Below are 17653 nucleotides of genomic sequence, written 5' to 3' on the forward strand. Positions count from 1 at the left end.
CGTTACCATCCCGCGAAACCCCGGTGACGGCCTGCACATGGCCGCTACCCCTGTTCGGAGATCGTGCTGGATGAAAACCTGGATCGGAGGTGCCGTGCTGCTGGCGTGCACGACCATGGCGAGCGCGGCGACCCCGCCGCCGCTGCAGGACCTGGATGCGACCGTCGAGCGCGTGCGCGCGCAGTTCGAAGTGCCGGGCATCGCCGTGGCCGTGGTCAAGGACGGCCAGGTGGTGCTGGAGCGCGGCTGGGGCGTGCGCGAGCAGGGCAAGCCGGAGCCGGTGCAGGCCGACACGCTGTTCGCGATCGCCTCCAATACCAAGGCGTTCACCGCCACCTCGCTGAACCTGCTGGCCGAGGACGGCAAGCTGAAGATGGACGACAAGGTGATCGACCACCTGCCGTCGTTCCGCATGTCCGATCCGTTCGTGACCGGGCAGATGACCATTCGTGACCTGCTGTCGCATCGCAGCGGCCTGAGCCTGGGCGCCGGTGACCTGCTGTTCTGGCCGACCACCTCCTACAGCAACGCCGAAGTGGTACAGCGGCTGGGCAAAGTGCCGTTGAAAGGCGGCTTCCGCGAGAGCTACGCCTACGACAACATCCTGTACGCGGTCGCCCAGCAGGTGATCGAGCACGTCTCCGGCATGAGCTACCAGCAGTTCCTGCAGACCCGCATCTTCGACAAGGTGGGCATGGCCGGCACGCGCTACAACGCCGACCACCTGAAGCCGGGCGACAAGGCGGCGGTCGGCCACGCCAAGTACGATTTCAAGGACCTGCGCACCGTCGCGCCGTTGACCTGGTCGAACAATGCCGGCGCCGGTGGCATCTATTCCAGTGCGCACGACATGGCACGCTGGATGCAGGTGCAGCTGGCCGAGGGCAAGCTGGCCGACGGCACTGCGCTGTTCAGCGAAAAGAGCCAGCAGCAGATGTGGCGGATGATCACCCCGCAGTCGATCCCGGCGCCGAGCGTGCCGGAGCTGGCGCCGGCGCGGGCCAACTTTGCCGGCTATGGCGAAGGCTGGAGCCTGAGCGATTACCGCGGGCAGAAACTGGTCTGGCACACCGGTGGCTGGCCGGGCATGGTTTCGCGGCTGACCCTGGTGCCGGGCGAGAAGCTGGGCGTGGTGGTGCTGACCAACCAGGAAGTGGGCGCGGCGTTCAACGCGATCACCCTGAGCGTGCTTGATGCTTACCTGGGGGGCGAGAAGCACGACTGGGTGGACGCTTATGCCAAGGCCGTGGCCAAGGGCCAGGACAAGGCCGACGAGGCCTGGGCCAAGCACCAGAGCGCGCGCGACAAGGGCAGCAAGCCATCGCTGGCACTGGCCGGCTACACCGGCACGTTCCGCGACCGCTGGTATGGCGACATGCAGGTCAGTGCCGAGGGCAAGGGCCTGCGCCTGCGCTTCATGAAGACCGCGCAGCTGAGCGGGCGCCTGGAGCATTGGCAGCATGACACCTTCATCGTGCGCTGGGACGACCGTTCGCTCAACGCCGACGCGTTCGTGAACTTCAGCCTGGATCCGGACGGCAAGGTGCGCGAGGTGCGCATGCAGTCGATCTCCGACCTGACCGATTTCAGCTTCGATTTCCAGGACCTGCTGTTCACCCCGGTGAAATGACGCCGCCGGGCGTGGCCCTGCGCTGCCGTTTGACGAATCCCATCGGTAGTGCCGGCCGCTGGCCGGCAACCTGATGATCCCCGGAAGCGTCGCGAGGGGGCCGGCCAGCGGCCGGCACTACCGGAACCGCGGCGATCATCGGCTGGCGTACACACCCGGCGTGGGATACTCCGCCGGCTATTGATGGCGAGGGAATGCGATGTTCCGTTGGTTTGAATCCCTGATCCCGGTGTTTCCGCCCGTGGACGGGCGCATGCCGCCGCGCAAGGTGGTGCCGTTCTACCTGCACTACCTGCGCCCGGTGTGGCCGGTGCTGCTGGCCACCCTGATCGCCGGCCTGCTGCTGGCGCTGGTGGAAGTGGCAATGTTCGATTACCTGGGCCGCATCGTCGACATGGTCGCCGAGCAGCCGGGGGGCGATTTCTTCAAGCGCCATGCCAATGAGCTGGGCTGGATGCTGTTCATCACGGTCATCGCGCGGCCGATCCTGGTCGGCCTGCACAACCTGCTGGTCAACCAGGCCATCGTGCCTGGCCTGAGCAACCGCTCGCGCTGGCTGATGCACAACTACGTGGTGCGGCAGAGCCTGAACTTCTTCCAGAACGACTTCGCCGGCAGCGTGGCCAACCGGGTGATGCAGACCGGTACCTCGCTGCGCGAATCGGCAGTGCAGATGGTCGACTCGCTCTGGTACATCGTGGTCTACACCGGCACCGCGCTGTACCTGTTCGCGCAGGCCGACTGGCGGCTGATGGTGCCGTTGATCCTGTGGCTGCTGGCCTATGCAGTGATCCTGGCCTACTTCGTTCCGCGCGCGAAGGAACGCGCATGGATCGCCTCCGAAGCGCGTTCCAAGGCGATGGGCCGCATCGTTGATGGCTACACCAACATTCCCACGTTGAAGCTGTTCGCCCATGGCGGACGCGAGCAGGCCTATGTGGCCGAGTCGATCCAGGAACTGGCGGTCAAGCACCGTGCGCAGACCCGCATCACCACCGGCATGGACCTGACCATCGCCATCGTCAACGGTTTCCTGATTGCCGGTACCTGTGGGCTCGCGCTGTGGCTGTGGAACGGTGGCCACATCACTGTTGGCGCGATCACGCTGGCGACCGGCCTGGTGATCCGCATCCACAACATGTCCGGCTGGATCATGTGGACCATCAACGGCATCTTCGAGGACATCGGTACGGTGCAGGACGGCATCACCACCATCGCCCAGCCGCTGACCGTGCAGGACCGCGAGGATGCGGTGCCGTTGCAGGTGACCCGTGGTGGCGTGCACTTCCAGGACATCCACTTCCACTACGGCAAGAAGGGCGGTGTGATTGCCGGCCTGGACCTGGTGGTGAAGCCGGGCGAGAAGATCGGCCTGGTCGGTCCTTCCGGTGCCGGCAAGTCGACCCTGGTCAACGTGCTGCTGCGGCTCTACGACCTGGAAAGCGGCCGCATCCTGATCGACGATCAGGACATCGCCCATGTCACCCAGGAGAGCCTGCGCCAGCAGATCGGCGTGGTCACCCAGGACACCTCGCTGCTGCATCGCTCGATCCGCGACAACCTGCTGTATGGCCGCCCCGATGCCACTGACGAGCAGCTGCATGCCGCTGTGGCCAAGGCGCGCGCCGCAGCCTTCATCGATACGCTGGTGGACGGGCAGGGCCGGCGTGGCTACGACGCGCACGTGGGCGAGCGCGGCGTGAAGCTGTCCGGTGGTCAGCGCCAGCGCATCGCCATCGCCCGCGTGCTGCTGAAGGACGCACCGATCCTGGTGCTGGACGAAGCAACCTCGGCACTGGACTCGGAAGTGGAAGCGGCGATCCAGGACAGCCTGGATGAGCTGATGGGCGGCAAGACGGTGATCGCGATCGCGCACCGGCTGTCGACCATCGCGCGCATGGACCGGTTGGTGGTGATGGACCAGGGACGCATCGTGGAGACCGGCACCCATGCCGAGCTGATTGCGGCCGGTGGCCTGTACGCACGGTTGTGGGCGCGGCAGACCGGTGGATTTGTTGCTGCCGATCAATGATCGCTTCGGGGTCGGATCCCTTTCTGCAGGAAAGGGCTCTGACCCCAGCGTGTTTCCGGAGACCTGCATGATCCGCCCCCTGCGCTCCCTGTTGCTGGCACTCAGCCTGGTTGCCACGGTTGCCACGGCTGCGCCGGCACCCATGGACGGCGACCAGCTCAAGCAGGTCGTCCTGCTCAGCCGTCACAACCTGCGCGCGCCGGTGGTGGCCTCCGGCGCGCTCGCCAATGCGACGCCCGAGGTCTGGCCGCGCTGGGAGGTGGCACCGGGCGAGCTGACCACCAAGGGAGGCGTGCTGGAGGTCTACATGGGCCGCTACATCGCCCAGTGGCTGCGCCAGGCGCAGCTGTTGCCGGTGTCGGGTTGCCCGCAGGAGGATGACTTCCATGCGTACGCCAACAGCCTGCAGCGCACCCAGGCCACCGCGCAGTTCTTCGTTGCCGGTGCTTTCCCGGGCTGCCATGTTTCGGTCGAACAGCGCATGCCGCTGGGCTCGATGGATCCGTTGTTCGATCCGGTGATCCGCCGCGACGACGCGGCATTCCGCACGCGCGCGCTGGAGTCAATGCAGCGAGCGCTGGCCGCAGTGGACCTGGCACCGGCTCTGTCCGTGGTGGAAGAGATCACCCGCTATCCGCAGTCGGCGGCATGCAAGGGGCACAGCGACTGCCATCTGGCGCTGGCCGATACCACCTTCAGTACGGAACCGGGCAAGGAGCCTCGCGCGTCCGGATCACTGGCGCTGGCCAGCGGGCTGGTCGATGCCTTGTTGATGGAGCACTACCAGGGCAGTGGCATCCCCCGCGAAGGCTGGGGCCGGTTGACCACCGAGGCGCAATGGCAGGCGCTGGCGCAGATCCGCAACCGCTACCAGGACATCCTGTTCGGAACACCCGAGGTGGCGCGGGACGTGGCCGCGCCGCTTTTGGCAAGAATAAACGGGCTGTTCGAAGATCCGGCGTCACCGAAGGTGAGCCTGCTGGTCGGCCACGATTCCAACATCGGTTCCGTACTGGCGGCGCTGGGAATCACGGACTACACGTTGCCGGGCCAGTATGAGAAGACACCGATCGGCGGCCTGCTGCAGTTTGAACGCTGGCGTGATCGTGGGGCCGGCGAAGTGCGTTTCCGCCTGGCCTACGTCTACCCGACCACCGCGCAACTGCGAGATGCGCTGCCGTTGAGCGATGTACAGCCACCCGGTCGGGTGGAGCTCGCGCTTCCCGGGTGTGGGCAGAATGGATGCAGTGACGTGCAGTTCGAGCGCGTGCTGCATCGCGCGGTGAATTGAATGCCATCCACGCATGGCGTGGATCTACTGGCAGGCGGGTAGTAGATCCACGCCATGCGTGGATGGGTCCATCCCGGGACGCCGAACAGAAAACGGCCCGGGTTTCCCCGGGCCGTTCCGTTTCCAACTCACATCTGCGCGATCACTCGATCGGCTGGTCCAGCATCAGCTGGCGTGCGAAACGCACCGGCGGCGCGCCGTAGGACAGCATCTGGTCGTGATAGGCCTTGAGGTTGAACTTGTCGCCCAGCTTGTCCTGCATCGCCTTGCGGGTGTCGAAGTGTTCCTGCGCACCGACGAAGTAGGTCGGCAGCTGTGCCGAGGTCAGCTGCGCGCGCACCCACTTGCCCGAGGCTTCGCTTTCCTGCTGGAAGGCATCGTGGGTCATCAGGTGCATCGCCTTTTCGCGATCCCAGTTGTCCACGTGCACGCCCTGGTCGAGGATCGCGTTGGAGATCGTGCGCAGGTAGAACTTCAGCTGCACCAGGTGGAACAGCGGGTCGTTGTTGAGGTAACCCTGCTCCTGCATCATGCGCTCGGTGTAGACCGCCCAGCCTTCGGCGAACAGGCCCGAACGCAGCACCGCACGCAGGGTGGAGGGGAACTTGGCCGAATGCCAGCCTTCCAGGTAGTGGCCCGGGGTGCCTTCGTGGATGCTCAGCAGGTGGATCATGCGCGAGTTGTACTCACGCAGGAACGAGTCGACCTGCTTGTCGTTCCAGTCGTCCGGAATCGGCGACACGGCGTAGAAGGTCTTCAGGTTCTTGTCCAGCGGGCCCGGCGAATCGCAGTAGGCCACGGCCACTCCACGCTGGAATTCCGGCATCAGGATGATGTCCACCGGCGCGTCGGGCAGGGTCATCAGGTCGTGCTCGCGCACGAATGCGGTGGACTGCTCCAGTGCGGCCTTGGCATCGTCGACGACCTTGTCGCGTGCCGGCTTGTCGGCGTAGGCCAGCTCCAGCGCGGCCTCGATCGCCTTCTGCTGCTGCTCGTCGGTCGGCTGTGCCGGCATCTCCGGTGCGCCCGGCTTGTCCTTCAGCACGGTCTGCGCGATGCCGTACATGTCTTCGCGCACGCGCTTGAGTTCGGCGCGTGCTCGCTCACCGATCTCCTGGCGCGACAGCGACGAGTTCAGCGCGAATTTCAGCTTCTGGTCGTACTTTTCCGCACCGATGCGGAAGTCGCCCTTGGCGTTCGGCACCAGGGTCTTGTCCAGCCAGGTCTGCTGTTCGTCCACGGCCTTCTTCAGGCCATCGATGGCGGCCTGCAGGCGCTGCTGGTCGGCCTGCGGCAGTTCGCCGATGTGCGGGGTGATGAAGGTATCGACGATGCTGAGGATGCCCTTGTTCTGCTTGGCCACCGTCTCGGCGTGGATCTTCGGCACGCGGGCCGGATCCAGGTTCTCGCGCGCCTGGGCGAAGATCGCCGGCAGCTTTTCCATACGCGCGGTGGCCGACTTCAGGCGCTCCGGCAGCGGCGCGAACTCGCGCGCCATCAGGCCGTAAATCGCGCTGCCGGCGATGCCGTTGTACAGCTGCGGGTCCCACTTGCCGGACTGCAGCACTTCGGCGTTCCAGATTTCCGACTGCAGCTGGTTGCGCAGGATCGCCGCGTCCACCTGGTTCTCGCGGCCCAGCTTGGCCACCTCGATCTTGTCCAGCTCGCCCAGCAGCGCCTTGTAGGCGGCCAGGGTCTTCTGCTGGCCGGCGGCGCTCAGGTCGTCGATCTCGCTGTCGTAGCGGTGGTCACCGATCTGGGTGGCGCTGACCGGCGAGAGCTGCATCCAGGTGTCCAGGGCGCGCTTGGACAGGTCGGCGAAGGCGGCATCAACAGCCGCGTCACCGGCCTGCTGGTTGGCGGCCGGGGTGGAACCGTTGGTCGGGGCGTCGGCCGGCTGGCAACCGGCCAGGGCGGCGACCAGGGCGAAGGCAAGAAGATGCGGGCGCATCGGCGTTCCTGTACTGGGGTCAATTCCCGAGCATAGGCCTCCGGGGCTGCTTTGTCCCCGTGCCATAGGATTACCATGGGCACTGACAAGGACCCTCCAGCGGAGCGCAGGACATGGAATACCAGGGAAGCTGCCATTGCGGCAGGATCGCATTCACCGTACAGGCCGAGGCGCCGATCAGCGACGTCATCGACTGCAACTGCTCGATGTGCCGTCGCCGCGGCAGCCTGCTGTGGTTTGCCCCGCGCGAGGCGTTCCAGCTGAGCACCAATCCCGCGGACGTGGCCACCTACCACTTCAACAAAGCCCACATCGATCATCACCACTGCCGCGAGTGCGGCGTTGCCCCCTACAGCGAAGCGGTGGACCCGCGCACCGGTACGCCGATGGTGGCGGTGAACGTGCGCTGCGTACCGCAGGTGGACCTGGCCACGCTGGCGGTGATGTCCTACGACGGAGCGGCACTGTGACGCCGCTGCGCGCGTGGACGCGTGTGGTGGCAATGCCGGTGCTGCTGCTGGCGCTGGCGGCCTGTGCCAAGAACGGCGAGAGGGCGCAGGAGGCGGGTGCGGCCGCTGCCGATGCTGCTGTCGCTTCGCCGGAAGGTGCGTTCCTGGCCTACGAGCATGACGTGCAGATCCAGCTGGAAGCGGCGCAGATCGCTGTGCGCATCCAGCAGGTGGCGCAGGCCTGCCAGAGCGCGAAGTTCGGTGACTGCGCGGTGCTGCAGGTCGATCAACGCAGTGGCGAGCAACCCAGCGGTGAGGTCAAGGTACGCATCGCGCCGAAGGGCACCGAGCCACTGATCGCGATGGCCGGTGAGGGGGGCACGCTGCAGTCGCGTAACACGCGCGCCGAAGATCTCGCGCAGCAGGTCGCCGACACCGCACTGACCAAGGCGCGGTTGGAGAAGGAACACGCGCGGCTGCTGTCCTACCAGGATCGCAAGGACCTGAAGATCGAGGACCTGATGGCGATCACCACGCGCCTGTCGGAGATCGAAGCGGGCGTCGAACAGGCCAACAAGGATTCGGCGCAGCAACGCCGCCGCATCGATACCCAGCTGGTCACGATGCACTTCGATACCACCTCGGGCCAGCGCAGCCGCAGCGAGATCGGCGAAGCGCTGAGTGAATCGGGCAGCATCCTCAGCACCAGCGTGGCGTTCCTGATCCGCGCTGCCGCCGCGTTGTTGCCGGTAGCGGTGCTGGCGTTGATCGCGGCCTGGGGTGTGCGGGCGTGGTGGCGTCGCCGCCGCCGCAGGCTGCCGCCCAGCCTCTGAGGTGAAGGTTGATGCCGGCAACCCGCCGGCATCAGCCCTCGTCGGTCTCGTACTCGACGAACACGTCCAGCTCCAGTGCCAGTTCCTGCACGGCATCGCGCACCTTCTGCGCGGTGCTTTCATTGCCGACTTCCACTTCCAGTTCGTGGATGCCCGGGCCGATGTCATCGGACAGCCCGGCCGAACTGGAATCGTCGTCGTCCATGTGCGGCATCAGGTCGTCGGTTTCCTCGACATGTTCGATGCCGTCCAGGCCGAGCAGCAGGTCGCTGATGGCACGGGCGTCGTCTTCGGTTCCGGTGATGCGCAGTCGCAGCATGGCCATGGCATAGGTACGTTGTGGGTTCGCGAGCAGCCTAGCCAGCGTGAAGCAAAGAACGGGTGAGGGCGCAGTCAGCCGTGCGTGGCCGGGCGCCCGAGCAGGCTGTCCGGCAATGCGGGAATCGGCGTGCGTTCGTCCTGCGCCTGCTCCAGCAACCAGTCGATGAACAGGCGCGCGGCGTAGCTCGGCGGTTGCCCTTCGGCATGCACCACGTGATACGCATAGCGCGCTTTCAGCGCCGGGCCGGGCAGGCGTACCACCTCGTAGCGCTGCAGGTAGGGCTGCGCGATGTGGGTGCGTGCCAGCACCGTGCCCATGCCGTACACCGCGGCACGCATCGCATCGGTGCTGTCGGCAAAGGTATGCATCGGCGGCAGCGGCGACAGTGGACGCACACCCGCGTGGCGGAACCAGTCGCGCCAGCCCTGCGGCGACAGATCGGTCAGCAGCGGCAGGTCGGCGATGCGCGCCGGATCGACCAGCGTTTCGACCCCGGCCAGCGCCGGCGAGGCCACCGGGAACAGGTAGTCATCCATCAGGTGCTGTGCACGCAGGCCTGGCCACTGGCCCAGGCCATAGCGGATGCCGACCTCCGGACCGTTGTCGTCGTAGCGGTCCAGACCGCTGCCCGTGTGCAGTTCGATGCGGATGTGCGGATGGGCCTGGGTGAAGCGTGGCAGCCGTGGCAACAGCCAGCAGTAGGACAGCGAGCGCAGCGTGGTGATCCGCAGCGGCACGCTGTCGGCATCCGGCTGCAGGTGATGGGCGACGGCCGCGACATCGGAGAAGGCGGCGCTGGCGGCGTCGGCCAGCTGCCGGCCCTCGGCAGTCAGGCGCACGCCGCGGGCGTGGCGCAGGAACAGCCGGGTTTCCAGCACCTCCTCCAGCCGGCGCACATGGTGGCTGACCGCGCTGGCGGTCAGGTGCAGCTCCTGGGCGGCCTGGGCGAAGTTCTGGTGGCGCGCTGCAACCGCGAACACGGCCAGTGCGGGGAGCAGGGAAGGGCGTAGCTGCATGTCCAGCCTCAAACCATATTTGTGGCTGGCAGCGATACTACGCGCTTGTGCGGCGGGCGTCTGCGCCCGATCCTGTCTGCCTTGGCGAGGAACAGACGATGGACGGAGGCAGGGCATGAATGCGGTCCCACAGGCGGCCGAGCGCGACTGGCGCACGCCGCTGGAATTGACCCTGCTGGGCGCCATCTGGGGCTGCTCGTTCCTGTTCATGCGGGTGGCGGTGCCGTCGTTCGGCCCGTTCGCGCTGGTCGAGGTGCGGCTGGTGCTGGGCGCGCTGGTGCTGCTGCCGTTCCTGTGGCGCGCCCGCGCGCAGTTCCCGCCGCGGCGCTGGCTGTGGCTGGCACCGATCGGCCTGATCAACTCGGCGCTGCCGTTCGTGCTGTTCGCCTATGCCGCCGAGCAGGCGCCGGCCGCGATCGGTGCGATCTGCAATGCGATGACGGTGCTGTTCGCCGCGCTGATCGCGTTCCTGTTCTTCGGCGAGAAGATCGGCATGCGTCGTGCCGGGGCGCTGCTGGTCGGCTTCGCCGGCGTGGTGGTGCTGGCCACGGCCAAGGTCTCCGGCCTGAGCATCGGCACCGCGGTGCTGGCCGGTGCGGCGGCTTCGTTGCTGTACGGCCTGGGCGTGAACCTGGTGAAGCGGCACATGACCGGCCTGCCGTCGGCGGCCGCGGCGGCGGCAACGCTGTCGTGTGCCTCGCTGTGGATGCTGCCGATGGCGGTCAACCATTGGCCGCAGGCGGCGATTCCGGCCAAGGCCTGGGGCGCAGCGATCGCGCTTGGCGTGGCCTGCACCGGGCTGGCGTTCCTGATGTTCTATCGTTTGATCGGCCGTATCGGCCCGTCGCGTGCGTCGACCGTGACCTATCTGATTCCGCTGTTCGGCGCTGCGTTCGCGTGGTTGTTCCTGGGTGAGCCGGTGACGCTGCAGATGCTGATTGCGGGTGCGTTGATTCTGGGTAGCGTGGCGGTGAGTCAGAAGGGCTGATGCGTTGGCGTTTTGCGCGTGGCGCGTGCTGAAGGTGCTTCATTGTTCATGGGCGTTACTTTTCTTTGTACGCAAAGAAAAGTAACCAAAAGAAACGCGCCGCCAGGTCGCGAGCCGGTGCTGCGCACCGGTACCCTGCGCTCCTCGGCCCGTCGAGGGACGGCGCGGGAACTCGCTGCGCTCAGACACCCGCGCCTCTTCGCCCTCGCCGGACCTGCGGTGCTCGGCTCGCTCAAGGCGGACCCAGATCAAAGGCCACAGCTGCACCCAGTAGATCCACGCCATGCGTGGATGCCTTTGCCGTTGATCTTGACCTTCCAGTCCGCCTTGAGCGAGCCGAGCATCGCAGGGGAATCAGGGGCGAAGAGGCGGCGATGTCCTGTAGAGCCGACTGCTAGTCGGCTGACTTCCTCGCGCCGTCCCCTGATTCACCGAGAAGCGCAGGGGACCGGCGTGCGAAGCACGGCGGCTCGCGACCTGGCGGCGTGTTTCTTTTGGTTACTTTTCTTTTCGCGCGAAAAGAAAAGTGACGCCCATGAACGATGAAGCACCTTCAGCACGCGCCACGCGCAGAACCCGCGACGGCGTTACTTCACCGGCACCGGAACATTGCAAAGATCGATATGCCCCGCCGGGCGCTTGTAGAAATCATCCACGCGATTGCGACGCGCTTCGACAGTATCGGCAAACGTCTTCGAGTCGGTACGCAGCACCTGGATCGACGTGCGCTCGGCCACCGGCACATCGCTGGCACGGCGGATAGACACGATCGGCGTGCGCAGCTTCGGGTCGGCATAGAAACCCATCGGCGCCGGGCCGCGCGGGATCGCGCTGAGCAGCTCCATGCCCTTCAGCACGCGGCCGACGAGGGTGATGTTGCGGTCCAGCTGGCGCGGCGACTGGCCGGTCACCACGTACAGTTCGGCGCCGATGCTGCTGTCTTCTTCATTGCTGCGGCCGGCGCCGAGCATGCCGTAGCAGTGCGCCAGCCAGGCCTTGCCGGCCTGCGGGTCCTGGCCGATCGGGAGGCCGTCGACGAAACCGGTCTGCGCGGCCCAGCCATCGCGATCCGGCAGCACGCTGACCTTCAGGCCGGCGCTGGCGCGTTCGAACTCGGCCGGCAGCTTGCGCGCCGCACTGCCGAACGGCCTGGCCTTGGCCGCGTCATCGGCGTCGGCATCGCCGAACTGCACCACGAAATTGTCCTGCGAGCGGTAGATGCTGGTGCCGTCCCAGAAGTGCTCGTGGGCGAAGGTCTGGATGTTGGCGACATGGCGCGGGGCGAACTGCGGCGCCAGCTCGATGATCACCCGCCCAGCCGGCAGGTCCATGTACAGCAGGTTGGCCGGATCCGGGGTGCGCCAGTCGCTGGCCGCCGAGGCGTCGAGGATCTGCTGCGGGCTGCGGTAGGGCGTGGCCGAACTGGCCATGGCGGGCAGCAGGCAGGACAGGGCGATGGCGGTCAGGGCAAGGCGACGGCGGTGCGGCATGGGAACCCCGGAACATGAACGAGGCTTCGATTCTGCGTGAGCGGCCCGGCCACGCCAACCGGCAGAGTGACTAACGACACACTCGCTATACCGAACTTCGCACTACTGTGGACTTCAACGTAGTGGAGGGCCGGTCATGTCCGAGGACGATGTCCAGCTGAAGAAGTTCCAGAAGGAACTCAGCGCTGGAACGGTGTCGCTGGCCCTGCTGGCGGTGCTGGCCCGGGCTGGGGAGCCGCTGTACGGCTACCTGATCGCCAAGGAGCTGGAGCGGGTGGGCGAGGGCGTGCTGAGCGGCAAGCAGAGCGCGCTGTACCCGGTGCTGCGCAATCTGGAGGGCGCCGGCCTGCTTGAAAGCCATGTGGAGCCGTCCAGCAGCGGGCCGCCGCGGCGCTACTACCGCATCAATGAACGTGGCCGCGAGGTGCTGGCGCAATGGCGCCAAGCCTGGCAGGCCACACGCGATTCCGTCGATTCCGTGTTGGAGGGGGTACCGCAATGAACGACCCGAGCCTGGCAGGCCGAGCCCTGCCCACGACCATCCCGCAGTACCTGGCGCAGCTGCGCGCGGCATTGGAAGGCGCCGACCCGGCGATGGTGCAGGACGCGCTGTACGACGCCGAGGAATACCTGCGCTCGGAGCTGGCGGCGCAGCCCGGCCGCAGCGAGGCCGAGGTGATCGCCGACGTTGCCGGCAGCTACGGTGCGCCGGACGAGGTAGCCGAAATCTACCGCGAGACCGAAGTGACGGTGAACCGTGCGTTGCGCTCACCGCGTGCGGATACCGCGCCGATGCTGCGTGCGGCCGCGCAAGCGAGTGGCGTTGAGCCTGCCGCGCCGCCGCCGGCGCCGGTGCAGCGCTCCCTGCTGGCGCGCTTCTTTGGCGTGGTGACCGACCCGCACACCTACGGTGCGCTGTTCTACATGCTGCTGTCGCTGGCCACCGGCATCTTCTTCTTCACCTGGGTGGTGACCGGCCTGTCTTTGTCGCTGGGCCTGTTGATCCTGATCATCGGCATTCCGCTGACCGTGCTGTTCTTCGGCTCGGTGCGCGGGCTGGCGCTGCTGGAAGGGCGGCTGGTGGAAGCGCTGCTGGGCGAGCGCATGCCGCGCCGCCCGCCCTACACCGACCGCAGCCGCACGTGGCTGCAGCGCATCGGCGACATGTTCACCGATGGCCGCACCTGGCTGACCCTGCTGTATTTCGTGCTGATGCTGCCGTTGGGCGTCATCTACTTCACCATCGCGGTGACGTTGCTGTCGCTGTCGCTGAGCCTGATCTGGGCGCCGGTCGCAGCGATCTTCAGTGGTGACATTCCGGGCGTGTACGTCGACGGCGTGAACGTGCTGCCGATGGCGGCCTCGCCGCTGGTGGCGATCGTGGTTGCCGCCGTGGGCGCGTTGCTGCTGCTGCTGACGATGCATCTGGCACGCGGCATCGGCAAACTGCACGGGCTGATCGCCAAGAACCTGCTCGTGCGGCTGTAAGCGGGAATCCACGCTTCGGTAGGCTTCGCTCTGGTAGGTGCCAACCTTGGTTGGCACGATCCATCAGTGCAGGGGCGCTTGGCGGAATTCGCTTTGGTAGGTGCCGACCTTGGTTGGCACAATCCTTCAGATACCGGGATTCAGGGTAGAGCGCCAACCAAGGTTGGCATCTACCAGGGCATACCGACCAAGGTCGGCACCCACCCTGGGCGAGTTACCCCGCCTTTCGCCGCAACGGGGTGACGTTACTCTTCTTCTTCGTGACCTTCGCCGCCGGTGCTTCGGCATGCGCGGCGAAGAAATCGCGCACCTTCGGGTACACCACTTCGCGCCAGCGACGGCCGCTGAAGATGCCGTAGTGGCCGGCACCTTCGACGATGAAATGCTCACGGCGGCCAGCGTCGATGCCGGTGCACAGCGCCTGCGCGGCTTCGGTCTGGCCGAGGCCGGCGATGTCGTCCAGCTCACCCTCGATGCTCAGCAGCGCGGTGTCGCGGATCGCCGACGGATCGACCTTCTCACCGTTGACCACCCACTCGCCACGCGGCAGCAGGAAGTCCTGGAACACCACGGAAATGGTATCCAGGTAGTACTTGGCCGGCATGTCCAGCACGGCGTTGTACTCGTCGTAGAAACGACGGTGCGCGTCGGCGTCTTCCAGGTCGCCCTTGACCAGGTCGGTGTAGAAGTCCCAGTGCGAGCTGAAGTGGCGGCTCGGGTTCATCGACAGGAAACCGGCGTGCTGCAGGAAGCCCGGGTACACGCGACGGCCGGCGCCGGGATAGCTGGCTGGCACGGTGTGGATGACGTTGTTCTCGAACCACGACAGCGGGTTCTGCGTGGCCAGGTTGTTCACTGCGGTCGGGCTGCAGCGTGCATCGATCGGGCCACCCATCATCACCAGCGTGCGCGGCGTCGGCTCGCCACGGCTGGCCATCAGCGAAACCGCGGCCAGCACCGGTACGGTCGGCTGGCACACACTCACCACGTGCAGGCGCTCCACGCCGAGGTGGCGGATGAATTCCTGGATGTAGGCGATGTAGTCATCCAGGCCGAACTCGCCTTCGCTGGACGGCACCATGCGCGCGTCCATCCAGTCGGTGACGTACACGCGGTGGTCGCGCAGCAGCGTGCGCACGGTATCGCGCAGCAGCGTGGCATGGTGGCCGGACAGCGGCGCCACCACCAGCACGAACGGCTGATTGAGCATCGTGTGCAGCTGGTCGGCCTCATTGCTGTGGCGCTTGAAGCGCAGCAGCTTGCAGAACGGCTTGCTCACTTCCTCGTGCACGACGATCGGCACGCGCTCGCCATCGACGTCGATTTCGTTGATGCCCCACTCGGGCTTCTCGTAATCCTTGCCGATGCGATGGAAGAGTTCATTGACCGCCGCCAGGCGATCAGCACCGGGCATCTGCGACCACCAGTGGCCCTGGTTGGCGAAGAACCTGGCGTTGGCCTGGGCCTGGTGCACCCAGGGGGCGAGCAGGTTGCGGGTCAGTTCGTGCAGTTGATAGAGCATGACGACCGAATATGTATGGTCATATGTTGCCGCGCAGCATATCCCATCCGGGTGTCCCGCAGGTTAAGTTGGCTGAAAATAATGAATCCGGATTCACATCCGTTCCAGCGCGGCCGCATCGCCTGCCAGGGCGGGGCCGAGCCAGCAATGCGACCCTACCGGCTGCAGACCGTGCCGGGCCAGCGTCCGCCGGTACCAGCGTGCCGGGCGGGCCTGGAAGCCCTCGTGGTCGCCCTCGAACGCGTCCTCGGCGGCGAAGGTCTCCAGGAAGGCCACGCCGCCGGTCAGCTCCGCCACGCCGGCCAGTCCGGCACGCAGCTCACGGTCGGGCACGTAGTGCATCACGTCCGAGCAGATCAGCAGGTCGACCGGGGCGCAGGGCCGCAGCCAGGCGAAATCACCGAAGCGGGCCAGGTGCAGGTTGCGGGTGCGGCCGTAGCGGCGCACAGCGTACTCGCTGCTGTCGAAGCCGAGGTATTCGACCTTCGGACGCAGCTTCAGCAGCGGCGCGCGCCAGGCGCCTTCGCCGCAGCCGATATCCAGCACGCTGCGGATCGGTCGCTCCAGGTAGTACTCGGCGCTGGCCACAGCCAATGCCACCTTGCGTGCCAGGCGGGCGCTGCCGCCGATGTCGGCGCGGCGGTACCAGCGTTGGAAGTAGGCGGCGTCGTAGGTCTTGTCCATGGGGCGGTGCGCGATCGGGGAAAACGGCGCTTATCGTACGGCGTTGCGGCGTGCCATGCGTCGATGTGTCGCGGCGCTGGCGCGTGGGGTGGCCCGGCCACGGCATGCGAGAATGGCCGCCAACCTACGCCAGCCGCCGGAGCGAGCGCATGCAGAGCTATTACTGGGTCAAGACCTTCCACATCGTGTTCGTGGTGGCGTGGATGGCGACGGTGTTCTATCTGCCGCGCATCCTGGTGAACCTGGCCGAGACCGCTGGCCAGCCGGCGGTGACCGAGCGCCTGCAGCTGATGGGCCTGCGCCTGTACCGCTTCGGCCACTCGATGTTCGGGTTGGCGTTCCTGCTGGGCCTGGTGCTGTGGCTGGGCTACAAGGTCATTCCGGATTTCCCGACGATGGTTGCCTCGGGCGGCGCCGGTTGGCTGCATGCCAAGCTGGGGCTGGTGGTGCTGCTGCTGGCGTATTTCATCTGGATTGGCCGCCTGCTCAAGGGCGTGGCCAAGGGCAGGGCGCTGCCGTCGTCGCGCGCGCTGCGCTGGATCAACGAGATCCCGCTGCTGGCCTTCATCCCGATCGTGTGGCTGGTGCTGGCCAAGCCGTTCTGAGATCCCGCTATCCGTAGAGCCATGCTTGGCTCTACGGGTTCGCGTGATTCTTCGCCAAAGCAGAGGCATCCACGCGTGGCGTGGATCTACTGGGTGCAGCTGTGGCTTTTGATGTTCAGGTCCGCCATGAGCGAGCCGAGCATCGCAGGTGAAACAGGGGCGAAGAGGCGCTGATGTCCTGTAGTGCCGACTGCTAGTCGGCTGACTTCTGCGCGCCGTCCCCTGATTCACCGAGAAGCGCAGGGAACCGGTGCACGGCACCGGCTCGCGTTCGGCGGCGTGTTCTTTGGTTACTTTCTTGCACGAGCAAGAAAGTAACAAGCCGATGAATCAGGCCGCTTCGTACGTGCCGTAGCTGCGCAGGCGGGCGTAGCGCTGTTCCAGCAGCTGCTCGGTGGACAGCTTGTCCAGCGCGTCCAGTTCGTTCAGCAGCACCGCCTTCAGGCGCTTGGCCATCTGCGTCGGGTTGCGGTGGGCGCCACCGGTCGGCTCGCGCACGACCTTGTCGACCAGGCCCAGGCTCTTCAGGCGCGGGGCGGTCAGGCCCAGCTGCTCCGCGGCATCCTTGGCCTTGCCGGCGTCCTTCCACAGGATCGAGGCGCAGCCTTCCGGGGTGATGGTCGAGTACACCGAGTACTCCAGCATCACGGTGCGGTCGCCCACGCCCAGCGCCAGCGCGCCGCCGGAGCCACCTTCACCGATCACGGTGCAGATGATCGGCACCTTCAGTTCGGCCATCTCGATCAGGTTGCGTGCGATCGCTTCGGACTGGCCACGCGATTCGGCATCGATGCCCGGCCAGGCGCCGGCGGTGTCGATCAGGGTCAGCACCGGCAGGCCGAAGCGCTCGGCCATCTTCATCAGGCGCAGGGCCTTGCGGTAGCCCTCCGGCTTGGGCATGCCGAAGTTGCGCTTGATCTTTTCCTTGGTGTCACGGCCCTTCTGGTGGCCGATCACCATCACTGCACGGCCGTTGATGCGTGCCAGGCCGCCCATGATCGCCTTGTCGTCGGCGAAGGCACGGTCGCCGGCCAGCTCCTGGAACTCATCGAACATGACGCGGAGGTAGTCTGCGGTGTACGGGCGCGACGGATGACGGGCCAGCTGCAGCACCTGCCACGAGGTCAGGTTGCGGAAGATCTGCGCGGTGCGCATGCGCAGCTTGTCCTGCAGCGCGTGCACTTCCGCCTCGACATTGACCGCCGGCCCGGCACTGGCGTTGCGCAGTTCCTGGATCTTGGCTTCCAGGTCGGCGATGGGTTGCTCGAAGTCGAGGTAGTTCGGATTCATCGGAAGCCGTCGTGTAAAGAAGAGGGGAATTCTAGCCGAATGCGTGCAAACCACCCGTACGC

17 protein-coding genes are annotated in these 17653 nt (G+C 66.4%); 9 read left to right on the forward strand and 8 right to left on the reverse strand.

Annotated elements, in window-relative coordinates:
• Positions 1-70 precede the first annotated feature (70 nt).
• The 3 genes from ACSYS9_RS06470 (at position 71) to agp (ending at position 4953) form a co-directional block, all read left to right on the forward strand.
• Complete coding sequence (locus ACSYS9_RS06470) at positions 71-1630, forward strand: serine hydrolase (RefSeq protein WP_071228458.1); 1560 nt, start codon at positions 71-73, stop codon at positions 1628-1630.
• Positions 1631-1829: 199 nt separating this feature from the next.
• Positions 1830-3662, forward strand: coding sequence for a multidrug efflux ABC transporter SmrA (gene smrA, locus ACSYS9_RS06475; RefSeq protein ID WP_071228457.1), 1833 nt, complete (start codon positions 1830-1832; stop codon positions 3660-3662).
• A 67-nt stretch (positions 3663-3729) separates the two neighbouring features.
• On the forward strand, positions 3730-4953 hold the full coding sequence (gene agp / locus ACSYS9_RS06480; RefSeq protein WP_071228456.1) for a bifunctional glucose-1-phosphatase/inositol phosphatase: 1224 nt from the start codon (positions 3730-3732) through the stop codon (positions 4951-4953).
• 142 nt (positions 4954-5095) lie between these two features.
• Here the strand turns inward: agp and ACSYS9_RS06485 are convergent, their stop codons facing one another.
• A complete protein-coding gene (locus ACSYS9_RS06485; RefSeq protein ID WP_071228455.1) occupies positions 5096-6904 on the reverse strand; it encodes a DUF885 domain-containing protein in 1809 nt (602 codons plus the stop codon).
• A gap of 113 nt (positions 6905-7017) precedes the next feature.
• Here ACSYS9_RS06485 and ACSYS9_RS06490 point away from each other — a divergent pair, with 113 nt between their 5' ends.
• Together ACSYS9_RS06490 and ACSYS9_RS06495 are read left to right on the forward strand one after the other, a co-directional pair.
• Complete coding sequence (locus ACSYS9_RS06490; RefSeq protein WP_046983156.1) at positions 7018-7374, forward strand: GFA family protein; 357 nt, start codon at positions 7018-7020, stop codon at positions 7372-7374.
• A gap of 32 nt (positions 7375-7406) precedes the next feature.
• Entirely contained in the window at positions 7407-8186 is a 780-nt protein-coding gene (locus tag ACSYS9_RS06495; protein ID WP_177179510.1) for a DUF4349 domain-containing protein, read from the forward strand.
• A gap of 31 nt (positions 8187-8217) precedes the next feature.
• Here the strand turns inward: ACSYS9_RS06495 and ACSYS9_RS06500 are convergent, their stop codons facing one another.
• Both ACSYS9_RS06500 and ACSYS9_RS06505 read right to left on the reverse strand, forming a co-directional pair.
• On the reverse strand, positions 8218-8511 hold the full coding sequence (locus ACSYS9_RS06500; RefSeq protein WP_005415831.1) for a hypothetical protein: 294 nt from the start codon (positions 8509-8511) through the stop codon (positions 8218-8220).
• Positions 8512-8579: 68 nt separating this feature from the next.
• Entirely contained in the window at positions 8580-9524 is a 945-nt protein-coding gene (locus tag ACSYS9_RS06505; protein ID WP_071228454.1) for a LysR substrate-binding domain-containing protein, read from the reverse strand.
• Between the two features lie 115 nt (positions 9525-9639).
• Here ACSYS9_RS06505 and ACSYS9_RS06510 point away from each other — a divergent pair, with 115 nt between their 5' ends.
• On the forward strand, positions 9640-10512 hold the full coding sequence (locus ACSYS9_RS06510; RefSeq protein ID WP_071228453.1) for a DMT family transporter: 873 nt from the start codon (positions 9640-9642) through the stop codon (positions 10510-10512).
• Positions 10513-10551: 39 nt separating this feature from the next.
• Here the strand turns inward: ACSYS9_RS06510 and ACSYS9_RS06515 are convergent, their stop codons facing one another.
• Together ACSYS9_RS06515 and ACSYS9_RS06520 are read right to left on the reverse strand one after the other, a co-directional pair.
• Positions 10552-10797 (reverse strand): hypothetical protein, encoded by a 246-nt coding sequence (locus ACSYS9_RS06515; RefSeq protein WP_143048198.1) that lies wholly within the window; start codon positions 10795-10797, stop codon positions 10552-10554.
• A 302-nt stretch (positions 10798-11099) separates the two neighbouring features.
• Positions 11100-12002, reverse strand: coding sequence for a peptidylprolyl isomerase (locus ACSYS9_RS06520; RefSeq protein ID WP_071228452.1), 903 nt, complete (start codon positions 12000-12002; stop codon positions 11100-11102).
• A 136-nt stretch (positions 12003-12138) separates the two neighbouring features.
• Between ACSYS9_RS06520 and ACSYS9_RS06525 the strand changes: the two genes are divergently transcribed.
• Entirely contained in the window at positions 12139-12504 is a 366-nt protein-coding gene (locus ACSYS9_RS06525) for a PadR family transcriptional regulator (RefSeq protein WP_032128337.1), read from the forward strand.
• Positions 12501-13490, forward strand: coding sequence for a sensor domain-containing protein (locus tag ACSYS9_RS06530; RefSeq protein WP_071228451.1), 990 nt, complete (start codon positions 12501-12503; stop codon positions 13488-13490). Before ACSYS9_RS06525 ends, ACSYS9_RS06530 begins: the two co-directional genes overlap by 4 nt.
• 214 nt (positions 13491-13704) lie before the next feature.
• On the opposite strand, the gene ACSYS9_RS06535 is transcribed toward ACSYS9_RS06530, so the two are convergent.
• On the reverse strand, positions 13705-15012 hold the full coding sequence (locus ACSYS9_RS06535; protein WP_071228450.1) for a polyhydroxyalkanoate depolymerase: 1308 nt from the start codon (positions 15010-15012) through the stop codon (positions 13705-13707).
• Positions 15013-15105: 93 nt separating this feature from the next.
• Entirely contained in the window at positions 15106-15696 is a 591-nt protein-coding gene (locus tag ACSYS9_RS06540; RefSeq protein WP_032128334.1) for a class I SAM-dependent DNA methyltransferase, read from the reverse strand.
• Positions 15697-15845: 149 nt separating this feature from the next.
• Here ACSYS9_RS06540 and ACSYS9_RS06545 point away from each other — a divergent pair, with 149 nt between their 5' ends.
• The gene (locus ACSYS9_RS06545) at positions 15846-16301 is read left to right on the forward strand and encodes a CopD family protein (protein ID WP_049399558.1); all 456 of its coding nucleotides are present in this window, start codon (positions 15846-15848) and stop codon (positions 16299-16301) included.
• Between the two features lie 330 nt (positions 16302-16631).
• Here the strand turns inward: ACSYS9_RS06545 and ACSYS9_RS06550 are convergent, their stop codons facing one another.
• Complete coding sequence (locus tag ACSYS9_RS06550; protein ID WP_032128332.1) at positions 16632-17591, reverse strand: acetyl-CoA carboxylase carboxyltransferase subunit alpha; 960 nt, start codon at positions 17589-17591, stop codon at positions 16632-16634.
• Between the last annotated feature and the right edge of the window lie 62 nt (positions 17592-17653).

This window comes from Stenotrophomonas sp. STK17_22 (assembly GCF_051983905.1).
GTDB lineage: Bacteria > Pseudomonadota > Gammaproteobacteria > Xanthomonadales > Xanthomonadaceae > Stenotrophomonas > Stenotrophomonas maltophilia_A.

Coding starts and splice junctions, on each gene's coding strand:
- ACSYS9_RS06520 (WP_071228452.1), bottom strand. CDS start 12,002: ATGCCGCACCGCCGTCGCCTTGCCCTGACCGCCATCGCCCTGTCCTGC.
- ACSYS9_RS06530 (WP_071228451.1), top strand. CDS start 12,501: ATGAACGACCCGAGCCTGGCAGGCCGAGCCCTGCCCACGACCATCCCG.
- ACSYS9_RS06490 (WP_046983156.1), top strand. CDS start 7,018: ATGGAATACCAGGGAAGCTGCCATTGCGGCAGGATCGCATTCACCGTA.
- ACSYS9_RS06515 (WP_143048198.1), bottom strand. CDS start 10,797: ATGGCGTGGATCTACTGGGTGCAGCTGTGGCCTTTGATCTGGGTCCGC.
- ACSYS9_RS06505 (WP_071228454.1), bottom strand. CDS start 9,524: ATGCAGCTACGCCCTTCCCTGCTCCCCGCACTGGCCGTGTTCGCGGTT.
- ACSYS9_RS06550 (WP_032128332.1), bottom strand. CDS start 17,591: ATGAATCCGAACTACCTCGACTTCGAGCAACCCATCGCCGACCTGGAA.
- ACSYS9_RS06485 (WP_071228455.1), bottom strand. CDS start 6,904: ATGCGCCCGCATCTTCTTGCCTTCGCCCTGGTCGCCGCCCTGGCCGGT.
- ACSYS9_RS06470 (WP_071228458.1), top strand. CDS start 71: ATGAAAACCTGGATCGGAGGTGCCGTGCTGCTGGCGTGCACGACCATG.
- ACSYS9_RS06545 (WP_049399558.1), top strand. CDS start 15,846: ATGCAGAGCTATTACTGGGTCAAGACCTTCCACATCGTGTTCGTGGTG.
- ACSYS9_RS06525 (WP_032128337.1), top strand. CDS start 12,139: ATGTCCGAGGACGATGTCCAGCTGAAGAAGTTCCAGAAGGAACTCAGC.
- ACSYS9_RS06535 (WP_071228450.1), bottom strand. CDS start 15,012: ATGCTCTATCAACTGCACGAACTGACCCGCAACCTGCTCGCCCCCTGG.
- ACSYS9_RS06500 (WP_005415831.1), bottom strand. CDS start 8,511: ATGGCCATGCTGCGACTGCGCATCACCGGAACCGAAGACGACGCCCGT.
- smrA (WP_071228457.1), top strand. CDS start 1,830: ATGTTCCGTTGGTTTGAATCCCTGATCCCGGTGTTTCCGCCCGTGGAC.
- ACSYS9_RS06510 (WP_071228453.1), top strand. CDS start 9,640: ATGAATGCGGTCCCACAGGCGGCCGAGCGCGACTGGCGCACGCCGCTG.
- agp (WP_071228456.1), top strand. CDS start 3,730: ATGATCCGCCCCCTGCGCTCCCTGTTGCTGGCACTCAGCCTGGTTGCC.
- ACSYS9_RS06495 (WP_177179510.1), top strand. CDS start 7,407: ATGCCGGTGCTGCTGCTGGCGCTGGCGGCCTGTGCCAAGAACGGCGAG.
- ACSYS9_RS06540 (WP_032128334.1), bottom strand. CDS start 15,696: ATGGACAAGACCTACGACGCCGCCTACTTCCAACGCTGGTACCGCCGC.